This is a genomic window from Paenibacillus sp. LT-B23, from assembly GCF_059417685.1.
This window is the reverse complement of sequence record NZ_JBSQBM010000026.1, coordinates 21882-44756: the sequence shown is the minus strand read 5'-3', so window position 1 is coordinate 44756 and position 22875 is coordinate 21882. Positions and strand designations below refer to the sequence as shown.

The window sequence follows — 22875 nt, the reverse complement described above, 5'->3', positions numbered from 1 at the left end:
CCTTCTTAAGGCATATTTAAAAAGCATTCACACAACAGACGGTGTAACTACTTCAAATAAATTTTTGCGTGAATCGGCATCGTTGATGATCTTTTTCCAGGGATCTTCAACCTGCTGCAGTGCAAATTCGATCCGTTCTATTAAAGCTTTGCGGTGATCTACATCGTGAACGACAGCCTTCCGTATCTCTTCAAGGCCGGTCCGTTCGACCCATTCCGAAGTACGTTCCAGATATTGGCCTGTTTCCCGGTACAGTTGCATCACGCTTCCCACAATATCAATCAATTCATCGTCCGTCTTCACTTTACAGAGCGAATCAGCCAACCGCGCTTTTATACCGCCGTTTCCACCGATAAAGATCTCCCAGCCTCCATCATTGCCTACAATCCCGATATCCTTCGTACACGATTCCGCACAGTTGCGGGGACACCCGTTGACCGCTAATTTAAATTTTGCCGGAAAATCCAATCTTTCAAATTTCCGTTCCAGCAACTCTCCCATTCCCATGGAATCCTGTGTGCCAAAACGGCAAAATTGCGATCCAACACAGGTTTTAACTGTACGAAGAGATTTCGCGTAGGCATATCCCGACGGCATATCGAGTTCTTCCCATACTTTAGGCAAATCCTCTTTACGGACACCAATCAAATCTAGCCGCTGTCCTCCTGTTACTTTAACAACTTTAACGTTGTATTTAAGAGAAACATCAGCTATTTTCTTCAAATCCTCTGGAGTTGTTACACCGCCGTACATTCTTGGAACAACTGTAAACGTTCCATCTTTTTGAATGTTAGCGTGCAACCGCTCGTTGACGAAACGGGAATCTTCCTCATTTTCATAGGTATCCGGGTTCATCATACCCAAGTAATAATTCAGCGCCGGGCGGCATTTAGAGCATCCTTCATCATTATGCCAACCAAGCACATTCATGACTTCACGCGTCGTTGTAAGACCCTTGGTTTTAATAGCCGTTACAATCTCGTCCCGGTTCAATGTTGTGCAGCCACATATTCCTTGCTTGGCTGTCGTCTTGAAGCTGTCTCCAAGAACATACTGGAGAATTTGTTCAACGACCGGCTTACATCCTCCACAGGAACGTGTGGCACCGGTACATGCCTTAATTTCGTCGACTGTGGTCAGTCCATTTTCATTGATCGCATCGACAATTGCCTTTTTGGTCACACCGTTGCAGCCGCAGACAATTTCATCATCTGCCATGGTTTCGGCAGATAAGGTCTTAGCCCCGTCTTTACTGCATCCGGTACCCATGATCTGTCCATATATCTCATCCGTCATCAACGTTTGCTGCCGCACATATTTCTGAAGACTAGCAGATTCGCTCACATCTCCGAACAGTACAGTTCCGACAATCCTGTTTTCACGAAGCAGCACTTTTTTGTATGTGCGCTTCCACTCATCCTTTGCTACAATCACCGTATGTTCAGGGTGAGTTATGAATTCGCCAGCCGAGAAAACATCAACTCCTGAAATTTTGAGCTTGGTAGAAACCACCGATCCCGTATAACCTTCGGTATCCGCACCTGCCAAATGTTTTGCAATTACACTTCCCTGTTCAAAAAGCGGCGCAACCAGACCGTAACAGATCCCGCGGTGTTCGACACACTCCCCTACAGCATAAACATCCGGCATTGAAGTCCTCATCATATCATCGACCACAATTCCACGGTTCGTTTCCATACCACTTTGTACAGCAACCTGAATATTAGGCTTGATCCCGACGGCCATAACGACCAAATCCGCTTCCAGTTCGCTTCCGTCCGAAAACCGCAGCCCCTGTACCCGATCTTGACCATACACCTCTGCAGTTTGCATTTGCATAGCAAATTTGATTTCCTGACGTTCCAATTCTGCCCTCAGCATTGTAGAGGCTTCCCGGTCCAACTGACGTTCCATCAGATCCTCCATTAAATGAACGACAGTAACGTCCATGCCGAGATTGACCAAACCTTTAGCCGCTTCCAGCCCCAATAGTCCTCCGCCAATGACAGCTGCCTTTTTATAGGTTTTCGCCGCGTCAAGCATTGCCGAGCAATCGGCGATATCGCGAAAACCAACGACCCCCGGTAGATCTTTTCCCGGAATAGGCAAAATAAACGATTGTGAGCCGGTGGCTACCAAAGCTACATCGTAATCCATTTCAAGTCCGTCTTCAGTGTGAATCGTCTTTCTTTCCCCGTCGATGCTCCGCACCGTTTTCCCTGTATATAAAGAAATCCCTTGATCCTCGTACCATTGTAAATCGTTCAATATGATATCCTCAATGGTTTTACTACCTTCCAGAACATAAGAAAGCATGATCCTGTTATAGTTCGGATGTGGCTCATTTCCAAGAACCGTAATTTCATATTTATCCGTTAATTTTAAAATTTGCTCGACCGTATTGATGCCGGCCATACCGTTTCCAATAACAACAAGCTTTTGTTTACCGTTTGTCATGTACCGGTCCTCCATTCATTCGACAAGATTTCCTACGTTCTTATGAACATTGCTTATGCTTCTATTCTAATGCAGCAGGTTGAGCTATATGTGATTACAGTCACAATACAGTTCAAATTATAAATGTTTAGGGATTTCCCTATTCAAATTCAAGGGATAAAAGTAAGAGCCTGAAATCAAATTTCATAAATGATAATTCCTTAACCTTTTTACGAAAGCGTTTGCCAATATCCATCTACACCGTTCTCCAAGCTGGTCCTCAGTGCTACGATATCTCTAAGATAAGAACAGGAGTGAACCTTTATGATATCCGCTGCAATGATTGGATTTGGAAACAGTGTAGTTAATTATCACTTGCCTTATCTGGAAAGACAGAGCCATGTCAAGGTCAAAACGATTTACCGCAGGGAAGAAGACCGGATAGGAGATACCGAGAGAGAAGGCTATTATCCTGCCATAGGCTTTACAACGAATCTTCAAGAGATTTGGGAGGATAATGAAATTGAATTAGTCGTTATATGCACCCACGTAGACAGTCATTATGATTATGCCAAGCTTGCGCTTGAACACAACAAGCATGTGCTTGTCGAGAAGCCTTTCGCTTCAAGCCCTGAGGAAGCGCAAGAAATATTCAATCTGGCAAAAGATAAAAATCTTATTGCTATGGCTAATCAGAACAGAAGATACGACGGTGATTTTCTCACTTTAAAAAAAGTTATTGAAAGCGGAAAACTAGGAAATATTATCGAAATTCAGTCCCACTATGATTATTTTCGCCCGCAAGCCATACAAAAAGGATTTGGGTTATTACACGGTTTAGCCGTTCATACCATTGACCAGCTTATCTCCTTGTACGGCAAAGCAGATCAAGTACACTATGATGTGAGGAGCATTTATTATCCTGGGGAAAATGAGCAAGGACCCACCCTTGTATCCTTCGAACCGGAGGCCGAGGACAATTGGGGCGTGCTTTCTTACGTGGACGAGGAGGGTACAGAACATACGGAACGCGTGCCTTCGGAGGTGACTGATTACGGCATTTTATATGAAGAGTTGTATCAAGCGATTAAATATAACAAAGAAAAGCCTATTAAAGACGAGGAAGTGCTGTACGTGCTCGGCGTTCTAAATCTTGGAGTAGCTACTGCCAAAAGTACAAAATAAAAACAAAGAGGTGTATTCATATGAAGATTGCAACCATAGGCACTGGCTCAATTGTCGATGCTTTCTTATCAGCGGTAAATCAGATTGAGGACGTTACATGTGTTGCCATGTATTCCCGTAAAGAAGAAACGGCTAAGCCCTTGGCCGAAAAACACAATATTCCTTCCATTTATACGGACCTTGAAGCTTTATTCGCTGACCCGAATGTTGTTTTTGTATATGTCGCCTCCCCTAACAGCTTACATTTCGATCATGCTTATCGTGCGCTTCAGCATGGCAAGCATGTGATCTGTGAGAAACCATTTACTTCAACGCTGCACGAGGCAGAATCTCTGATTGCACTTGCACAGCAAAACAAATTGATGTTATTCGAAGCCATTACGACAATCCATCTGCCAAATTATCAATTGCTTAAAGATCAATTGTCCAAGCTGGGAACCATCAAATTCATCCAATGCAATTACAGCCAGTACTCCAGAAAGTACAATCAGTTATTGAGCGGTGAAACGCCCAATGTGTTCAATCCTGAATTTTCAGGCGGCGCACTGACGGACATTAATATTTATAACCTGCATTTTGTGATGAATATATTTGGCTCGCCTCAATCCGTAAGCTATACAGCCAACAAGCATGCTAACGGAATCGATACTTCAGGAATTCTAGTACTGAAATATCCCGGATTTATTGCCGAATGCGTGGGATGCAAAGACACGAACAGCATGAATTTTGTACTGATTCAAGGAGAGAAGGGCTACCTGCATGTCGTCAATGGGGCTAACGGCTGCCGCCAGATTCTACTGTATACTGGAGAGACAGAGCAAGAGCTGAACCTCCAGACCAACCGCAATCTTCTTTATTATGAGCTTGAGGCCTTTAATATCCTGTATAAAAATAACGATTTTAAACGCTGCTACGAGCTGCTTGACTACAGTCGCTCCGTGATCCAGACCGTGGTAGAGGCACGGAAAGACGCCAATATTGTATTTGGAGCAGATCTTTCGTAGTCTATCGCCTATCTCTCTTCAGGAATCGTACTCATATACAACACGTCAAAAATGTACAGCACCGAAACCATCGTGGCCAGCTTGGACAGACGCATTCGTTCATCGTAACCGTAGGTGAGAATCGTTTCATCACAGAACTTCGTTAGGGCAGAATTGTTGTTGCTGGTAACAGCCACAATTCTCATGTGCTTGTTCCTCAATATTTTGGCTACTTCTATCATGGTTCGGTTTTGCCCTGTATGGGAGATGACAAAGGACATAGGCGGCACATTGGGACTGATGCTATTTAAGTAATGAAAATTGGCACTGTTATGCGCTACCGCATTGATACCTATTTCGTTCCATTTGGCACTGGCCTGCTGTGCCAGATAATAATTATTATCACTTCCGTAAATATCAATTCTCTCAGAGCTTTTCAACCACTGTACTATCTTTATCAGGCTATCTTCTCGCAACATTTGGCGTGTCTTGCTCAGTGCTTGTTCATACAGATATGGTAAAGCTTCAATTGCAGCTGGCAGATTACCTTGCTCAATCGCCGATTCTCCTTCCGGCTCGTTTCTCTGAGGATTCGGCTGGTATTCAAGTGCCAGTTGCAACTGAAAGTCTGGATATCCTTTGGTGCCAAGCTTTTTGCATAAACGAACAATAGTAGAAGAACTGGTAAAGGTCATTCTGGCCAGCTCATGGGCCGTCGCTTTGAATACAATTTCGGGATGATCCAAAATGTACTCCATAATATGTCTTTCTTGCGTGGTCAGGTTTTGTGCATATTTTAATTTCTGAATGAGCATGATCATCTGATTCCTTTCTGCAAAACAACCTAATTGCTATGCTCTTCCTCATTATAAATTTTATAGATTATTTCCTAAAAAAGAAACCGTCCTCTGGAAGAATGGAAATACCATTCAACATACTCCAGAAGCGGTTTCTTTGTTTTATGAATTATTGCGTTAGACTCAAACAGGTAAAATATTCATCAGCTTGCCGTGCAGTCCGGGGTGAACCCCGGCTGCAATTTTTTCCGTCTGTGTACTATGAACCATAAGAAATTTATTTTTCTTTGTAAGCAATGGGTTTCCCCTGCTACCTTCTCCCGTTTCAAGCGGCATATTTGTTCCTGCCGGGAGGATCACTATCGTCAAATACCCTTCACTGTCAACCTTGCAAGGAGCATAATGAAGTGTCGTTGAATATAGCTCAACTACTGTGTTTTTAGGCTGGAAAAAAGCCTGAACATTTTCGCTATCATAGGTATTATTTTCAATGTTCTGTACTTTGCCGACAAGGTGGATACAGTCCGTCGCGGCAATCACCACCTCGCTGCCCTGATGATATTCCAGCCCTGTTAGTCCTGTATTCTGCCCTGCACAAAAGCCAGCCTGAATCGGAAGTTGCCCATACACCTCATCTTGAATCCGATGAATTACACCAAAGGCTTCGAGTTCTGCAACTGAGGGTACATAATGATTTCCCTGATTGGGGACGCTAGTGGTTTCTTTTGCATACTTGATAAGCTCTGTCGTATTGAAATGAGTCAGCAGCCTCCCATACGGGCGGAACGCTTCACTCATTACCTCATGAATGACCAGAGGTCCATTGACTTGATTTAGTCTTTTCATAGTATTCATAGCTTGACCTCCAGCAATGAATCTCCCGTGTGCACTCGGTTGTTTCCCAGCACCTTAACATCAGAGTATTCGGCTGTATTGGTCACAATAATCGGTGTAGTCATGTCATAGCCCAGCGCTTTAATCTCCTCAATATCGAACTCGACTAGCAGTTGACCTTTGGTAACCCGATCCCCTTCTGAGATATGCGTTTTAAAATGCTGTCCTTTCAATTTGACGGTGTCCATACCGATGTGGACCAGGATCTCCGTTCCTCTATCCGATACAATGCCAATCGCATGGCCTGTACGGAAGGCATTAGCTATTGTTCCGTTGAATGGCGAGAGCAGCTTGCCGTCCTCAGGCACAATAGCAACGCCTTTACCCATGGCTCCAGTAGAGAACACTTCATCAGATATCTTGGATAACGGTTTGACAACACCCGTCAGCGGGCTGGAAATGTTCTCGTTCGTCAGAGCAGGAACCGGGGTATCGGCTTCTTTCTTCTCTTCATGGACTGCAATCATCTCTTTTTCCATGGAATCATTAAATCCAAAGAAATACGTGGTAATAGCTGTGAATACATAAGCTACTGTAATGGCAATTACGAATCCGGCGAATCCTGTGCCGAAGAAAATCGGCAGGGATGCCAAGCCCGGTATACCTGGAGCAATGGCCACGGAACCCGAAGCACCCGTGATCGCCCCGGCGATAGCACCCCCGATAATAGCCCATACGAACGGTTTTTTGTAGCGGATACTAATCCCGTAGATGATCGGTTCCGTGATGCCAAACAAACCAGTTATCGCCGCAGGCCCTGCAATCGCTCTCACTTTTGGATTTTTAGTTTTAAGGAATACACCCAGTGCCGCACCTGCTTGTGCAAAGTTAGAAGGTGCCATTAATGGTTTCATGGTATCATAACCGTATACCGCGATGTTATTGTACATAATAGGAATAAACGCCCAGTGCAGCCCCATAACTACCAGCAGCTGCCACCCAGCACCCAAAATGACCCCTGCTACAATCGGACTCAAATTATATAAGAAAGTGTAGCCCTTAGCCATTCCCAAGCTCGCATATATTCCAATCGGTCCAACCGCAATCAGAGTCAAGGGAACAATGACCATAAGACAGATAAGTGGCGTTATAAAGTTTTTCACGCTATCATGAATGACTCTGTTCAGGAATTTCTCCAGAATCGATAGCAACCAAACCGCGATAATCACTGGAATAACCGAAGAAGTATAACTCATAAGAACAACAGGAATATTGAAGAACGTAATATCCGCTTTATCGTTATACAAAGTAATAATATTCGGGTATACCAGAGCTCCCGCTACTGCAAGCGCTACAAACGTATTCGCTCCAAACTTTCTCGAAGAAGTGACTGCAATCGCCAGCGGCAGGAAATAAAAGATACTGTCTGCGGCAGCGAACCAGATCGAATAGACACCACCTGTTTTGGTGAGCCATCCTAACGAGACAAGCATTAATAAAAGCCCTTTCAAAATCCCGGAAGCTGCCAGTGCACCCAAAAATGGTGTGAAGATACCTGAAATAATGTCCACCGTTTTGTTGAACCAGTTGCCATCAGAAGCAGCGGATGCATTCAATTTGTCGTCATCTCCAAGGCTACTGATCTTTAAAATGTCTTTATATACGTCCCCTACCTTATTTCCAATGACCACTTGATATTGTCCGCCGTTTTCAACAACTGTAATAACTCCGGGAATATTTTGTGTTTGGTTCTTGTCGGCCTGATCCCTGTTTTTTAATTTAAATCTCAACCGAGTGGCACAATGCACCAAGCTAGAGACATTTCCTTCTCCGCCAACGGACGCCAATATATCTTTTGCCAGCTGTTCATTTGACATGCTGCTCGCTCCTTTAATCTCTTTTGGCATATTTCTACGAAAGTAAACGTTTACATGAATGGTAGTAATCCAAAGACTCTACACGCACTCCAAGGAGTACAAAAAGAATATAGAGTCTTTAAATTACACGGGTCAATCGTTACCGGCTTCTGCCTACCATTCTTTTAATCGTATGTCTGCGTCCCTTAATGGATAGTGCAAGCTGGTAAACGTTCTCAGGAAGAGGTGTTCCGGCATAGCCACCATCTCCAATAGCATGAATATCCGCCCCCGTCTGCTTCATCATGAGTGCGATCCAGGCAATCGTTTGAATATCAGCACCTTCAACCGAGCTGTTCAGGAAAGAAAGAGCAAGAGTTCCGGGCTTATACGAATGGACAAATTCTACACATTGTCTGACATGCTCTACGGTAATGCCATGTCTGGAGCCAGGTGCGGGCAACGTAATAACGTCAGCACCAGAATCGATCAGGTCCTTAATAATTTCATTGGAAGGTCTCTCGCTCAGCGGATCACCCAGCACCTTCTCAATCGTTCCGTCTTCCCATTTTCCGGCACAGATCAGGATTTTGTTTCCCAGTGTTTCTTTTGCCAGCTTGGTTGCTTCAATGATCCGTTCAAAGGTTGTACCTGCGGAGGGATTTCCTCCAAGTACGATAAAGTCAGCTCCAATCTCCAAGGCACGCAGGAAGTTCTCTCTGGAAGCTACTCTTCCTTCTTTGGCCTCCACGTACTGCTCTCCCGCTACCTGAGCATCAGGGCTTGGACATTCAAAATAAATGCCGAGCGGAACTCCAGCCCATTCTTTGACTTGCTTGAGACTATACGGCTTCTCGGCCATCTTGCCGTGCTTCATTTCACGCAATCCAATATTGGATTCTTCCTTGATCATATCAAAGCCGTTCAGCATAACCATATCTGCGCCGTAGGCAGCCTGGATTTCCGCATTGGTAACACCATCCACCAAACCGGTGTTTATCATTACAAGATGTTGTCCCATAATGACGCGTCCTTCAGAAGCCAGGATAGACTCTTTCAAATCTGCTGCGCTAAATTTCAAAATATCGCTTTTGGTGCTGGCGATTAATCTTTTTACCAATGTAATCTCCCCCATATTCATTAATGTTTTATAAGTGGCTGGTTATCAGCACAAATGTTGTTCCTCGATGTCGGATATCATCTTGATGCGGTCGCCATGACGACCTCCTTTAAACTCAGCCTCCAGCCACGCTTTCACAATCATTTTTGCCAATTCGCTTCCAACGACACGCGCACCAAACGCGAGAATATTCGTGTTGTTATGCTGCTTGGACAACTGCGCCGAATAAGGCTCACTGCATACTACCGCGCGAATTCCCTTTACTTTGTTGGCCGAGATGGATATGCCCACGCCTGTGCCGCAAATGAGAATACCTGCATCAGCCTGCTGCCCGGCAACAGCCTCTGCAACGATTTTTCCATACTTCGGATAATCGGTTCTTTCTGAACTTTCCGGTCCATAGTCTATGACCTCATGACCCAACTCACGAACGTAAGCTGAAATAATCGCTTTCAGTTCTACAGCCACATGGTCACTCCCGATGGCAATTTTCATGGCTCTATTCCTCCCCAAATTAGATATTTTTTAATCTGTTAATGATGGTTCTGTAGGATTCTCCTTTACCAAACAAAGTGGATGTCCCCAAAACGAATCCTTCAACGCCGTAGTGTGTCAATTCGTTGATCTTCTCTTCGGAGATAGCTCCATCTACCACGATTGTATAATTCAATCCCTTTTCATGTTTAAATGCTTGCAGTGCTTGAATCTTGTCATTCACAAAAGGTAAATATTTCTGACCTGCAAAACCCGGATTTACAGTCATGACCAGCACATAGTCGACCATGCCAAGCAAAGGTTCCACCGCAGCAATAGCCGTTCCCGGATTAAGGGCAATTCCTGCTTTTACCCCTCTTCCAACAATTTGACCAATTGTGCGCGTCGGATGCATATCGGACTCCGGATGGAAGTAAACGATATCTGCACCCTTATCGGCAAATAAATCAATATAGACAGAAGGGTTGTCAATCATCAGATGGACATCCACTGTTTTTTGGGTTTGTTTGCGGATGTACTCCAAATCCTGAAGCCCCATTCCAAAGTTGGGGACAAATTTACCGTCCATAATATCGATATGATAAATATCCACATTTGCTTCATCCAGAGCGTTTACTTCATGCTCCAAGGATCTGAAATTGGCGCACATCATAGAAGGACATAATAGCATACTCATTAAAAATCACCCTTTCCCAAAATCAAGGTAAACGATTACTCAAATGACGTAATTAATGTTTGAGATAACGATTACTCACTTAAAAAATAAGAATGAATTCGTGATTTGAATTTCATCAGATTAACTATTCATCTCGTTAATCATTAATATCGAGAATTAGTTGGGTAAACGTTTACCTTTTCGCTATTAAATTATCATTTTCCGATACCTTTGTCAAACGTTTTTTAGTCACATCGCCACTTCATTGGCCTTTGAATCCCCGTTTCATATTTAATGTGTAAATAGAACCACAATAAGGAATACTTTATGGACAACTTGTAATCTCACAGGGAAATGAATTTAAACGTTAGGAGGGTCCTCATCATGTGGTCTAAAATAATTCCTTATATTCCGAATTGGAGCACACTCTTTCAAGCAGGCGTCGCGTTGATTGTTCCGTTAGGGATTTACTATATAAATACCTCAATTTATTCGTTAGTTGGCAGTAAAGGAGCGAAATCCAAACAATCTTCTGATCGTCCGTTTTCTGATGAGAACAATGAAGACCACGCTAAACAGGAGCATGAACCAAGCTCCAAAATCACAGGGAATTATGATTCCGATTTAAAGTCGATCCAAGAGGCTATAGGCGAGAATAGTGATGTGCATTTTCGTGAGTTTATGGTGAAGAAATTTCAGGCGCGGTCCGTGCTAATCTTCATAGAAGGTATGCAGGATGAAGAGCTTATAAACAAGCAGGTACTGCAGGTCTTGATGTTTGACGACCAACATGAACAGCCGGATCATATAAAAAGTTCCTTTATCAAAGAGAGCTTGATGCCACTTACGCAAATCAGTGAAGCTGTAGATATGGAACATCTGCACGAATTCATCCTTTTAGGTTATACAGCATTATTAATTGATGGAATGAATGAAGCCCTGTTAGTGGGATCCCCTAACGGCTCCATCCGGGCTGTGACTGAACCAACTTCTGAAGCACTACTTCGGGGTCCTAGAATCGGTTTTACGGAGGTATTAAGTGAAAATACTTCGATGCTTCGACGCCAAGGATTAAACAAAAGTCTGGAAATGAAGAAATTCCAGGTTGGAAGCAGAATCAAAAAAGATCTGGTTATCGCGTACATCAAGGACATTGTAAATCCGGATCTTCTTCAGGAAGTGAAGAACAGAATTTCAAAAATAGACTTGGATTTTTTACCTGAATCGGGTTATGTGGAGCAACTTATTGAAGACAATTATTTAAGTCCGTTCCAGCAGGCTCACAACACTGAGCGCCCCGACCGTGTCATGAGTGCTTTATTGGAAGGAAGAGTAGCGATTCTGCTGGATGGTACTCCCTTTGCACTTATTGTTCCGGTGACCTTCAGTATGCTGCTCCAATCTCCCGAGGACTATTATGAACGCTGGATTCCAGGGACACTTTTACGTGTGTTGCGGTTTTGCGGAGCTTTTATAGCGCTTATGGGTCCTGCTTTATATATCTCTTTTATATCGTTTCATCCCGGCTTGATTCCAACCAAGCTGATCGTTAGCATCATCGAGACCCGTCAAGGCGTCCCTTTTCCATCTGTCATCGAAGTTATGATTCTGGAAATCTCTATCGAAATCCTGCGGGAAGCCGGCATACGATTGCCCAAACCTATTGGTCCTGCCATGGGCATTGTGGGAGGCTTGGTCATCGGCGACGCTGCTGTCAATGCGGGCATTGTTAGCCCTTTCCTTGTGATTGTTGTTTCGGTTACTGCCATTTCATCGTTTTCGATACCGTCATACAGCGCGGGCATTACCCTGCGTCTCTTGCGTTTCGCCGGAATGCTCTTTGCAGCCCTTCTGGGCATGTTCGGTACTGTTTTGTTCTTTCTGATCATTTGTATCCATCTGACGAAGTTGAAGAGCTTTGGCGTACCGTATGTGACTCCCTTCTCCCCTATGCGCCCAAGCGACTGGAAGGATACGTATATCCGTGCTCCTTTGTCTCTGATGAAACGAAGACCCGTTATGATGAAAACTCAGCAAAGCAAGCGCAAATCATAACACCCGGAGGAAGGAGGAATGATTGTGTTTAGACGTTCTGATGATAAGATCACATCCAAACAGGCAGCAGTATTCCTGACCAATACTGTATTGGGCGCAGGGATTTTGACACTCCCGAGAAGTGTAAGTGAGACGGTAAAGACTCCTGATGCGTGGCTTTCTGTCCTTCTCGGCGGATGTATTGTCATATTCGTGGTCTTGCTCATGGTAAAATTAAGCCAACAATTTCCCGGAAACACTGTGTATCAATACTCCAGAAGAATCGTGGGCATCATTCCGGGAGGATTTTTAAGTCTGTTATTAATCATATACTTTATCATCATCGCTGGCTTTGAGATTCGCGTTTTAGCTGAAGTGACGATATATTTTTTGCTTGAAGGGACACCCATCTGGGCGATTGTGATTCCATTTATTTGGGTGGGAAGTTATCTGGTTTTTGGAGGCATTAATCCCATCGCGCGGTTATACCAAATTGTACTCCCGATCAGTCTCTTCTTTCTGCTCATCTGTTTTGTCCTTAGCCTAAGGGTCTTTGAAATTGACCATCTTCGTCCTGTATTGAGTAGCGGTATTCTTCCAGTAGTTAAGGGGCTAAAGTCGACTGTCCTTGTTTTCACTGGATTTGAAGTGATCATGACACTGGTCGCTTTCTTGCAGTACCCTGAAAAAGCCGTTAAGGCCATGGTAGTAGGAATCAGCATCCCTTGGGTATTATACTTTTTGACAGTAGTTATGGTAGTTGGCGGGTTATCGGTGGACTCCACTGTGACAAGTACCTGGCCCACCATTAATTTAATGCGCAGCTTTGAAATCCCGGGGTTTCTTTTTGAACGTCTTGAGTTTCCGCTGCTGGTAATCTGGATGATGCAAATGTTTTGTAATTTCTGCAGTTTTTTCTTCAATGCATCCTTAGGTGTCTCACAGGTGTTTGGCCTTCAATATCGCTATGCTGTATTTGGCTTAATCCCGCTTATTTTCATCTCCACTATGGTTCCTGTACGTATGACTGAGGTGTTTAGTTTGGGCGATGCGATCGGATACATGGGAATCATTTTATTTTTTCTGGTCCCGGTACTTCTTTCCATCATTTTTATAATCAGGAGGAAGGGAATGAAGCAAAATGTATAGGCGACAAATCCTATCTTTGCTGCTTGCCTTCATTCTTCTGGTAACTCAAGCCGGTTGCTGGAGCAGCAGAGAAATAGAGGAGCTAAGCATGTATACAGGACTGTCACTGGATAAGGGTGAGCCCAGCACAGTGGAACAGGACCTGGAAAAGGAAGGTAGCCGTTACTTCAAGAAAAATAAAATTACTGCCACTGTGCAAATCGTCCCCAAAAAGTCTCTTGGAAACGTGGCGAAACAAGCCGGTGGACAAGGGCCAAACTATATCAATATAGCTGGCACCGGGGATTCTTTACTTGAAATCTTCCGGCAATTATCCCTCCGTTTGGATCGCCCGATTATTGGTCACCATCTAAAGGTCATCGTGGTTTCTACCGAACTGGCGAAACAACAGACGATGCAGCAATTGATGGATTTTGTGCTTCGTGATAATGATATTCGTCCTAGTTGTTTTGTTTTCTTAAGTAAGGAACGAGCAGCTGACACCTTAGTTACCAAATATAAGGACGAGGTCCCTTCCTTCCATATATTGTATATGATTCGTAACCATTTCAGAACCAGCAAGTTAATGAGAGGGATCAATTTGTCTGAATTGGATGGGTTGATGCATTCCAAAAAAAGCTATATCCTGCAAAACATTATTGAAGCCGAAGGAGAATTTGAATTTTCAGGTGCCAGCATTATTAAGGGAGACACCGGTCACTGGATCGGTAGCTTGGAACAACAAGACGTGGAAAGTATTAGTTGGATTAAAGATGATGTTGAGGGCGGAGCTATCAAAACATATGATGATCGGAATCAGCCTATAACCTATGAGATCAAATCGGTAAAAAGCAAAATAACGACTACGGTGACTAAGGGAAACGACATCTCCTTTCATGTCAAGATTGAATCCAAAGGACGTTTAATCGAAAACTGGGATGAGAAAGTGAACCCGACTGAGACACGAAACATGAAAGAGGCTGAGAAAAAATTTGAAAAAGAAGTGACAAAAAGGCTTAAAACTCTTATGCACAAGCTACAATCGCAATATAAAGTCGATGTTGCCGGTTTTGGCGAACACTTATATATTGAAAAACCTCAAGCGTGGAAAAAAGTAAAGGATGATTGGGATTATAAATTCAGTCAAATACCCGTTACTTTCGATGTCAAGCTATCCATTACGGATTTAGGTTCATCTGCTGAATGAAGTCCTCCCTTGATGAGTCTGTAAAATAAATTGTGTAAACAGTTACCATCAGGAAGCGGATGTCGATGAGACAGATCATGAGATACAGCCAATCCAAAGGAATAGGTTGGTTAGCCATCCTGGTATGGTAACAATTCCGACCTTTCCTATCTTGATCTTGTAACAGGACCTAATGGCAGTCTGACTGATTGGGGTAAAGCTGTAGTTAACGGAGCCAATGGGATCAAAGAAGCCTCGAAAAAAGCGGGTATCTTCTAAAATAATAATAGCCGCTCCTGAATTTTTTCAGAAGCGGCTACACTGCCATCACTGTTATTGAATTGTCATTTGTTTTCATGTTCAATTTTCAGTCTGGTTGCTCCCTGCAACCCTCCATCTGCTGATACTTGAAGCAACAGCTCACCCGTCAGATACCCGGATTGTACAATAACGAGACACCTTCCTCTGTGTGTTCGTCTCCGGTTCCCCTTGAAGGGTTCATCACTGGTGAGGTCGCCGTTGTCTATTCCAAGGATACGACCATCTCCATGTAGTTTAAAGCTTAAATCAAATTCCTGATTAGGTACAATGATTCCATCTTGGTCTATGACGGTTACTTCCACATGGGATATCTCATGCCCATCGGCAGGTAGAACCGTCCGATCGGCCTCCAACTTTAGAGCATAAGGAAGCCCGGCAGAGGTTAATTCATGCTCACAAACTTTTTGATTTCCATTGCTGCCAATAGCCCGGATTTTGCCAGGTGTATAGGGAAGCTCCCATATGATTAAATGATCAGGGTAATCGGCCAGCTTCCTCACACCGTATGATTCATCGTTCACGATCAATTCCACGCTCTCACAATTGGTGAAGGTAACCAACCGTATCAATTTCCCACCGTATTCAGGAAATGTCCAATGATCTTCCATGGGCGGGGATTTCCAGTGCATCGTCCATGACGGATTGTATTCCGGCTTCATATGTTCGTGAAATACGGCTATGTGCACAACAGGCTGATCTGACCATAAACTTTGTTGGAGATAGGACACAGGTTTGCGGAACCCGCAAGTATCGATCAGGCCCGAGGACCACCCTTTGGAGGGATAGCTTGTTTCTCCCAGATAGTCAATTCCACTCCAAACAAATTGACCGATCACATAATCGTGATTAGCGACATCAAACCAAGGATTCAGGGGCAAATAACCTTTAACCCGATTATCTTTACCACGGTAGTATGGAAAAGTCTCCGTTCCAAGGATAAGAGTATCTGGCATGGCCCCCCTATAGTGCTCATACCACTGCTCCTGATAGTTCAACCCCAGAACATCCACTCGTTGTGCCAGCAGCTTGGTATGCTCTACCTTGGCTTGAATCGAACCATCACGCAGGCTGATCGGTGTATTATGCGGCTCAAGCGCACAGGTAACAGGCCGGGTGGGGTCTTTTACATGGCAAAAGGCAACAAGCTGCTCCAGCATCCTGAGCATGGACGGCTGCCCCTGGTTCTCTACTTCATTCCCCACACTCCACATGAAAACGCTGGGATGGTTCCTGTCTCTTACAAGCATCGCTTCCAGGTCCTTTTCCCACCATTCATCATATAAATGCTCATAAGAAAGAGATTTCCATTTGTCAAAAGCTTCATTAATTACCAAAAAACCCATCTGATCACAAAGATCCAACAATTCAGGCGCCATCGGATTATGGGCAAAACGAATCGAGTTACACCCCATTTCCTTCAGCTTCTGTAACCTTCTCTTCATGGCCGTATCATGGTAAGCAGCTCCTAGACAGCCTAAATCATGGTGAATGCAAACTCCCTTCAACTTCAAGCTGCTTCCATTCAGAAATAAACCCTTTTGGGCATCAAGGATCACTTCTCTTATACCAAAAGGGGTACGATAACGATCCACCTCTTTATTTTCACAATAGATAGTCGTTTGGGCTTCATAAAGCACCGGGTTGTCCGGTGACCATAATTCCGGTTCTAAAACACGCGTTTTTTGCTCCATTTCGCCCGTCTCGAAGCCCGAAAGAGTCACTCGATTTTCAATTTTCCCTTTTATTTGTCCCTGTGAGTCCAGAATTTCAGTCACCATATTACACTCTACGGCATGCTCATGATGATTAGTAACCTGAATTTTGGCACTCACCTTGGCCTCATCTGGCGAAATTTCAGGTGTGGTGATGTAAGTCCCCCATTCGGTTATGTGAATATAATCCGTGCAAATCAGCCAGACATGACGATAAATACCGGCCCCTGAATACCATCTGTCAGGCGGAAGAGTCGTATTGTCCACTTTGACGGCAATCACGTTATCCTCATCCCACCGAATATATGGAGTCAAATCATATTGAAAGCTAACATATCCATAAGGCCGCTTGCCCACAAAATGCCCATTAATCCAAACCTCACTGTTATTGTGAATACCACCAAATTGTATGTATACGTACTGTGTTGGAGAGGAGGGCTTCATATTAAAATGCTTTCTGTACCATCCGACAGACCATCTGGGCAAATAAGCTTGATTGCCACCATACAGCATATGTGGATCAAAGGACTTTTCAATGCTCCAGTCATGAGGGATATGAAGGTCCCGCCAATGCTCATCGTTATAATCCATCTTCTCGGCACCTGTGTAATTTCCTTCTATAAATTTCCAGTCTGTGTTGAGTGGCATAATCACTCTGCTTCCCATCATCTTGCCTCCATTTCATAAAACTGATGGACGGATATAACAACAGTGCGGGATGATCATCACAATAGATGTGTTCTCAATTACAATATTTGAAACACCGGGCGATCTTCAACAAAGTGTACGGGGATCATTGGAAATTGGGCGGAAAGTACATCAGCAAGATATTTCATACCAGGCGCTTCACTTTCCGCATGTCCGAGCATGATAAGTGCTTTACTTTGGCCTTGATAGACAGCGTCTTTCACATATTCTGGCGTTTCCCATTCTGGTCCTTCACCAGCAATGACCAAATCCACATTTTCATTTTGAAATAATGGAATGGCTAGTTCACCCCCCCCCCTGTATCCTACTAAGATTCCCACTCGTTCACATGGCATGGAAAGCTCGCCAGCTCCCCGTACATAACGAATATGAAGTTTGGCTTTGATATATTCAGCGACCTCCTTAACTTCCATAGCTGGAATAGTCAAAATGGCGGCCGTCGCCTGCTGTTTCACAACGTAGGTGTGCCAATCAAGTGCCTGAAGAAGCCCAATCATCACTCCATCCGGTTGATAATGGTGTATGGTGTCATGAAAACGATAAATGCCTACACCTGAATCAGCAATCAGACGGGATTTTTGCAAAAAAACGGAATCATGTAGTAAACAATCCTGCATCCCCCGATGGCTATAAAAAATGCCTTCATGCGTTATGATAAAATTTGCGCCTAGAGAAATAGCTTGTTCTATCACATACTGCGACGCACAGAAAGCGGTTACAATTGCTTGTACCTCAGTATCCCCAAGCTCTGGGTTAAGCAAATCCACGGTCGTGTTGGGTGTGCTTATTCCCTTTGTCAGATGCTTCACAATCTGACCCATAGTTATGGTCATACACGTATTCCTCCTCATGGAAAATGTATATAAATTATACCATTTTATCTCAATCATGAGTGCTATCATTTCTAGCAAAACAGCCAGCTCCAAGGGGGCCAGCTATTTTACGAATGTATCTATTATTTATTTCAGAACTCCTAAAATGGAGTCGATTCGTTCTTTTGCTCCTTGCCAAGATGTCATGACCGGGAACTCATATTGCTCTCTTGCTCTTAGATTCCATGGATGAGGAATACAAAGCACCTTTTTCCCCTCCTCTAGCGCAGGCACTAAATTATGAGGACCATCATCAATCAGGAGATCATAGTTAATCAGGTTCTTTCGTTTACATGGGAAAAAGTTCTCGATCGGAATGAATGGCATATGCCTTTGAAGCCAGTTCCATTTCTCCACGACGGTCTTGGGTTCTGCCGCTGTCACAATAATGACATCAAAAGCATTGCAAAGTTTCTCCATTTCTTCTACAACATACTCGTCAAACAGTTCAAGCTCCTCAAACAAACCCGGTCGCCCATAAAATACATCAAGCGTGCTTTTCGGATGACGTAGATGATCGGTGTTCCAATCTAACATTTCTTCATAACGAAGCGGATGAGTGGGAAATTCACTATTGTTATGGTATATGGCTCGTTTGACGAGATGACAGATAGTATCGTCCATATCGACTGCAATGATTGGTTTTCTCATCAGCTTGCCCCTATCCATTCTGGTAAAAGTTTTCACAAGAGTATCATACTATAATTTAATATCTTGGTGAAGCTTAGGTATGAGTTGTCCCATTGGACTCTCACATTTTTCAAGATAATCAGCCAAGTAGAACGTTAGGTTTCTCTACATAAAGTAGGTACATGAAGCAAAACTAGTTAGGTTAATTTTATTATAATAAACAAACTTTAAAACAAATTCCTAAGGTAAACCACCTTATCAGGAGCAATAAAGCAATAAAAACATAGAAAAAACAAATTGAATAACAAAAACACAAGTGATAGAATAACAAAAAAATAACTTCACCAAATTGAAAGCGCTTAATTTTGTGTTTAGCTTACTGCTATTTACACACTTACATACATAATCCACCTCTATATAGCAGGAAGTTGAATAATATATTTAGGGAGGAATAAAAATGAAGGTGTTGTTAAGAAAAACATTATTATCTGCATTAGCCGGCCTACTCATCATGATAGGCTTAGGAGGGTTTTTCTCAAAGGCACAAGCTGCTTCGGGATTTTATGTAAGCGGAACCAAATTGTACGATTCTACTGGTAAGCCATTTGTTATGAGAGGCGTCAATCATGCCCACACTTGGTACAAAGACGATCTTTATACAGCAATCCCGGCAATTGCCCAGACAGGTGCTAACACAGTCCGGGTTGTCCTTTCTGACGGAAACCAATACACCAAGGATGACATTAATTCCGTGAAAAATATGATCTCCCTAGTCACAAGTTATAAAATGATTCCTGTACTTGAAGTTCATGACGCTACAGGCAAAGACGACTACGCATCTTTGGATGCAGCTGTGAATTACTGGATTAGCATAAAAGATGCTCTGATCGGCAAGGAAGACCGGGTTATCGTAAACATTGCGAACGAATGGTATGGATCCTGGAATGGAAACGGTTGGGCTGATGGATACAAACAAGCGATTCCCAAGCTCAGAAATGCGGGAATCAAAAATACGCTCATCGTCGATTGTGCCGGTTGGGGACAATATCCTCAGTCTATCAATGATTTTGGAAAATCTGTATTTGAAGCGGATCAATTGAGAAATACGGTTTTCTCCATCCATATGTATGAATATGCTGGTAAAGATGCTCAAACTGTTCGAACCAATATCGATAACGTTCTGAATCAAGGACTTCCATTGATTATTGGTGAATTCGGTGGTTACCATCAGGGAGCAGATGTCGACGAGACAGAAATCATGAGATACGGCCAATCCAAAGGTGTTGGTTGGTTAGCCTGGTCCTGGTATGGTAATAGCTCCCATCTTTCCTATCTTGATCTTGCAACAAAAGCTAATGGTAATCTGACTGATTGGGGCCGAACTGTAGTTGAGGGAAGTAATGGGATCAAAGAAACATCGCAAAAAGCTGGTATCTACTAAAAGCACAATAAGAAAATAAAAAAGGCTCATGGAGAATCACACCATGAGCTATTGATATTTTAATACCCCTAAAAGTGTTCACTGGGCTCCACTGCTTTTACCCTTCCTGTAAGTTATATGGTGATTTTGATTTCATACACAGGTACAATGCTGACCGAGCCGATGTCCACGATTCGTTCCTCTGTCGTCTCTTTCCAGCCAGCCATGGTCGTATTGCTGTTGAGAACCTTACCTTTTCGAATGGGGGAAACATACACATACATTCCTTGCTCGATAAGCCGATGTTCAAATGGTTTCAAACCCATTTCCCAGGTCGTATGGTTGCAGAAGTTATCGTGAATCAACTCGCCATCAATGAAAGCATAACCGATGTCTCCAGTATAATGAATACGCAGTAGAGCTTCCTTGATCCCGTTAAAGGCATTTATTTCGAAATCAAGCGCAAATTTATCGTTATTAACCCTTTTCAAATTGAAGTGTATTTCTTTCTTGGGAGCCTTTAAACGATACGTTTTAAATAATTCACTTTCTGCTATTTCAAGTAGCTCTCCGCCGGAAATGGATGTGATTGAGGCGTCAAAATCCGGGAATACACTCAGGCTTACCATTTCCTGGTCCGTTAACTCCAGCCTGAACTCAGCCCCTGATACAAGTACATTGGCACTTGTCAAAATGACCCTGTCCCGGCCTTGCAGGCTTACCTTCCAAAATGTAAGACTTTGTTCATCAGTCATCGTGTAGATGGTAACTTTTTTGCCACTTTTAGATACCAGGTGGATGAGACTATCTTCCTCTTCAGCAACCTTAATGATCGTGTTCCCGTCCAATTGCTCTATCGAACCTTTGTCGATGGTGGCACTGATCATATCTTTTGACTCCATTGCATAGGTTCCTTTCATGCCCTCCGGTACAAAGAAAAAATAATATACTTCTCCAGCCTCTTCTATCCTTGTTACCAGCTGTGCCGTTGCATATTTGAGCTTTATTCCATCCAGATTGAAATTAAATGGCAATATGGCGGAGCTATCACGTCCTAACGTCAGCTCCCCTTGACTAGGGATTACAATCGTTTCCTCGGGTAGCTCAATGCTTACGTTAAAATCCTGCAGGTCAACATTTTCGACATGGTCTTGAAAATTATTTAGAAACAGGTACCCCGATCCGGCACTGGAGCGCACTGCATATCGCAAGGTATCCACATCGTAAGGATCCATCTGGGACGTATCCCTTGGCAGAATAGTCTTCGTCAGGGAGAATTGCTTTTGGAACGTTGAAAAAAAATAATGCTGCAGCTTTGTTCTTTTGTATGATTCCCTTACTTGGCCGAATTCGCCGATCATGGCATTGAAATCATAAGATATTTTAGGTGTCGCTAAATCGTTTGTGAACGGGTTAACCTCACCACGAGGATTCGAACCCCCATGATACATGTAGTATCCGATCAGATTACAGCCTTCTGCAACCTTCATGACAGTCATCGCTGGAACACTACGATAGGGAAAGGCAAACCGGTATTTATAAAACTGAACCATGCCGCCACCCATCTCGCAGCAAGCGTACGGATAATCTTCCGGGGCGTATAGGGGCTCGAAATTGTAGCTCTTTGGAATCTTGTTATTATGCTTGTCTCGGAAAATGTATTCCGGTGTCGCAGGATGCTCGTCCATCCCCTCCATCCGTCCCTCTTCGTAGTAAATCCATGGCCAGTAGGCATATCCGCCCCATAGGGGCAGCATATCAGGTACAGGAGTTGTTGCTCCTCCCCATCCTGTGCACGTATAGATCGGAGTATCAATTCCTGCTTCCAGAGCTATTTCTTTAAGTTTTAACATATGCGAGTTACCGTCACTTCCGCTGTTTAACCACATATCATTAATTCCTACAGTCAAGGCCCACTGGGCAGATGAATGATTATGCTCGTTTTCGATTTGGGTACCGATGATCGGTCCCCCCTCCTTATATAACAACCCTTTAACCTGGGTACCGATTTCGTTATACATTCTTCTCGTATAGGACAGATACCCCTCATCATTAGAACGAACCTCAAATGGCCGACCGAATAACCAATCCGGCATACCGCCGTTTCGTATTTCACCATGATTGAAGGGTCCGATCCGAATCATGACGTATAGCTGATGTTTCCCGCACAACTCTATGAAACGGCGAAGATTTTTGTTCCCACTCCAATTAAAAACACCTTCAACTTCTTCATGTAGGTTCCAAAAAATATAAGTTGCAATGATGTTTACGCCGCCCATTTTTATTTTAATAATTTCATCTTCCCAATAGCGTTCATCATAACGGGCATAATGGAATTCACCACAAATGCCGAAAAAGGGCTCTCCGTCCTTTTCCATAAAATAGTTGGTGAATCCAATCTCCTCTCCTATTGGATGGGTGCCGCCGAGTTTGATATGTCCTTTAACAATATGCTTTTGATCGTCTTTGACCGTAATTTTATAGTTTCTCATGAAGTTCACTC

Annotated in this window: 17 protein-coding genes and 1 pseudogene; 7 read left to right on the top strand and 11 right to left on the bottom strand. The window is 43.5% G+C overall.

Going from position 1 to position 22875, the window contains the following annotated elements:
* Positions 1 to 27 precede the first annotated feature (27 nt).
* On the bottom strand, positions 28 to 2457 hold the full coding sequence (gene nirB / locus ACWXW9_RS24940; protein ID WP_494931610.1) for a nitrite reductase large subunit NirB: 2430 nt from the start codon (positions 2455 to 2457) through the stop codon (positions 28 to 30).
* A gap of 303 nt (positions 2458 to 2760) precedes the next feature.
* Here nirB and ACWXW9_RS24935 point away from each other — a divergent pair, with 303 nt between their 5' ends.
* On the top strand, positions 2761 to 3621 hold the full coding sequence (locus ACWXW9_RS24935) for a Gfo/Idh/MocA family oxidoreductase (protein ID WP_494931609.1): 861 nt from the start codon (positions 2761 to 2763) through the stop codon (positions 3619 to 3621).
* A 20-nt stretch (positions 3622 to 3641) separates the two neighbouring features.
* Positions 3642 to 4625, top strand: coding sequence for a Gfo/Idh/MocA family protein (locus ACWXW9_RS24930; protein WP_494931608.1), 984 nt, complete (start codon positions 3642 to 3644; stop codon positions 4623 to 4625).
* 8 nt (positions 4626 to 4633) lie between these two features.
* Here ACWXW9_RS24930 and ACWXW9_RS24925 read toward each other — a convergent pair whose 3' ends face one another.
* The 6 genes from ACWXW9_RS24925 to rpe form a co-directional block, all read right to left on the bottom strand.
* Entirely contained in the window at positions 4634 to 5419 is a 786-nt protein-coding gene (locus tag ACWXW9_RS24925) for a MurR/RpiR family transcriptional regulator (protein WP_494931607.1), read from the bottom strand.
* Positions 5420 to 5584: 165 nt separating this feature from the next.
* Positions 5585 to 6256 carry a DUF4867 family protein gene (locus ACWXW9_RS24920; RefSeq protein WP_494931606.1) on the bottom strand — a complete coding sequence of 224 codons (672 nt, stop codon included), beginning with the start codon at positions 6254 to 6256 and terminating at the stop codon, positions 5585 to 5587.
* Positions 6253 to 8112 carry a beta-glucoside-specific PTS transporter subunit IIABC gene (locus ACWXW9_RS24915; RefSeq protein ID WP_494931605.1) on the bottom strand — a complete coding sequence of 620 codons (1860 nt, stop codon included), beginning with the start codon at positions 8110 to 8112 and terminating at the stop codon, positions 6253 to 6255. Before ACWXW9_RS24915 ends, ACWXW9_RS24920 begins: the two co-directional genes overlap by 4 nt.
* A gap of 139 nt (positions 8113 to 8251) precedes the next feature.
* A complete protein-coding gene (locus ACWXW9_RS24910; protein WP_494931604.1) occupies positions 8252 to 9211 on the bottom strand; it encodes a DUF7916 family protein in 960 nt (319 codons plus the stop codon).
* Between the two features lie 45 nt (positions 9212 to 9256).
* Positions 9257 to 9706, bottom strand: coding sequence for a ribose 5-phosphate isomerase B (gene rpiB / locus ACWXW9_RS24905; protein ID WP_494931603.1), 450 nt, complete (start codon positions 9704 to 9706; stop codon positions 9257 to 9259).
* Between the two features lie 19 nt (positions 9707 to 9725).
* Positions 9726 to 10382, bottom strand: a complete 657-nt coding sequence (gene rpe / locus ACWXW9_RS24900) for a ribulose-phosphate 3-epimerase (RefSeq protein ID WP_494931602.1) — start codon at positions 10380 to 10382, stop codon at positions 9726 to 9728.
* Positions 10383 to 10745: 363 nt separating this feature from the next.
* Here rpe and ACWXW9_RS24895 point away from each other — a divergent pair, with 363 nt between their 5' ends.
* The 4 genes and pseudogenes from ACWXW9_RS24895 to ACWXW9_RS24880 form a co-directional block, all read left to right on the top strand.
* A complete protein-coding gene (locus tag ACWXW9_RS24895) occupies positions 10746 to 12416 on the top strand; it encodes a spore germination protein (protein ID WP_494931601.1) in 1671 nt (556 codons plus the stop codon).
* Positions 12417 to 12440: 24 nt separating this feature from the next.
* On the top strand, positions 12441 to 13544 hold the full coding sequence (locus ACWXW9_RS24890) for a GerAB/ArcD/ProY family transporter (RefSeq protein ID WP_494931600.1): 1104 nt from the start codon (positions 12441 to 12443) through the stop codon (positions 13542 to 13544).
* The gene (locus ACWXW9_RS24885; RefSeq protein ID WP_494931599.1) at positions 13537 to 14730 is read left to right on the top strand and encodes a Ger(x)C family spore germination protein; all 1194 of its coding nucleotides are present in this window, start codon (positions 13537 to 13539) and stop codon (positions 14728 to 14730) included. Before ACWXW9_RS24890 ends, ACWXW9_RS24885 begins: the two co-directional genes overlap by 8 nt.
* A 43-nt stretch (positions 14731 to 14773) precedes the next feature.
* A pseudogene (locus ACWXW9_RS24880) lies at positions 14774 to 14988 on the top strand (glycoside hydrolase family 5 protein); the annotation flags it as partial.
* Between the two features lie 65 nt (positions 14989 to 15053).
* Here the strand turns inward: ACWXW9_RS24880 and ACWXW9_RS24875 are convergent.
* The 3 genes from ACWXW9_RS24875 to ACWXW9_RS24865 all read right to left on the bottom strand — a co-directional run bounded on the left by ACWXW9_RS24875 (position 15054) and on the right by ACWXW9_RS24865 (position 18973).
* Positions 15054 to 17408 (bottom strand): glycoside hydrolase family 2 TIM barrel-domain containing protein, encoded by a 2355-nt coding sequence (locus ACWXW9_RS24875; RefSeq protein WP_494931648.1) that lies wholly within the window; start codon positions 17406 to 17408, stop codon positions 15054 to 15056.
* Positions 17409 to 17488: 80 nt separating this feature from the next.
* Positions 17489 to 18283 carry a Nif3-like dinuclear metal center hexameric protein gene (locus ACWXW9_RS24870; protein WP_494931598.1) on the bottom strand — a complete coding sequence of 265 codons (795 nt, stop codon included), beginning with the start codon at positions 18281 to 18283 and terminating at the stop codon, positions 17489 to 17491.
* Between the two features lie 126 nt (positions 18284 to 18409).
* The gene (locus ACWXW9_RS24865) at positions 18410 to 18973 is read right to left on the bottom strand and encodes a 5' nucleotidase, NT5C type (protein WP_483872634.1); all 564 of its coding nucleotides are present in this window, start codon (positions 18971 to 18973) and stop codon (positions 18410 to 18412) included.
* Positions 18974 to 19409: 436 nt separating this feature from the next.
* Here ACWXW9_RS24865 and ACWXW9_RS24860 point away from each other — a divergent pair, with 436 nt between their 5' ends.
* The gene (locus ACWXW9_RS24860) at positions 19410 to 20393 is read left to right on the top strand and encodes a glycoside hydrolase family 5 protein (protein WP_494931597.1); all 984 of its coding nucleotides are present in this window, start codon (positions 19410 to 19412) and stop codon (positions 20391 to 20393) included.
* A 113-nt stretch (positions 20394 to 20506) separates the two neighbouring features.
* Here ACWXW9_RS24860 and ACWXW9_RS24855 read toward each other — a convergent pair whose 3' ends face one another.
* Positions 20507 to 22864: a beta-galactosidase gene (locus ACWXW9_RS24855; protein WP_494931596.1), complete on the bottom strand. Its 2358-nt coding sequence runs from the start codon at positions 22862 to 22864 to the stop codon at positions 20507 to 20509.
* Between the last annotated feature and the right edge of the window lie 11 nt (positions 22865 to 22875).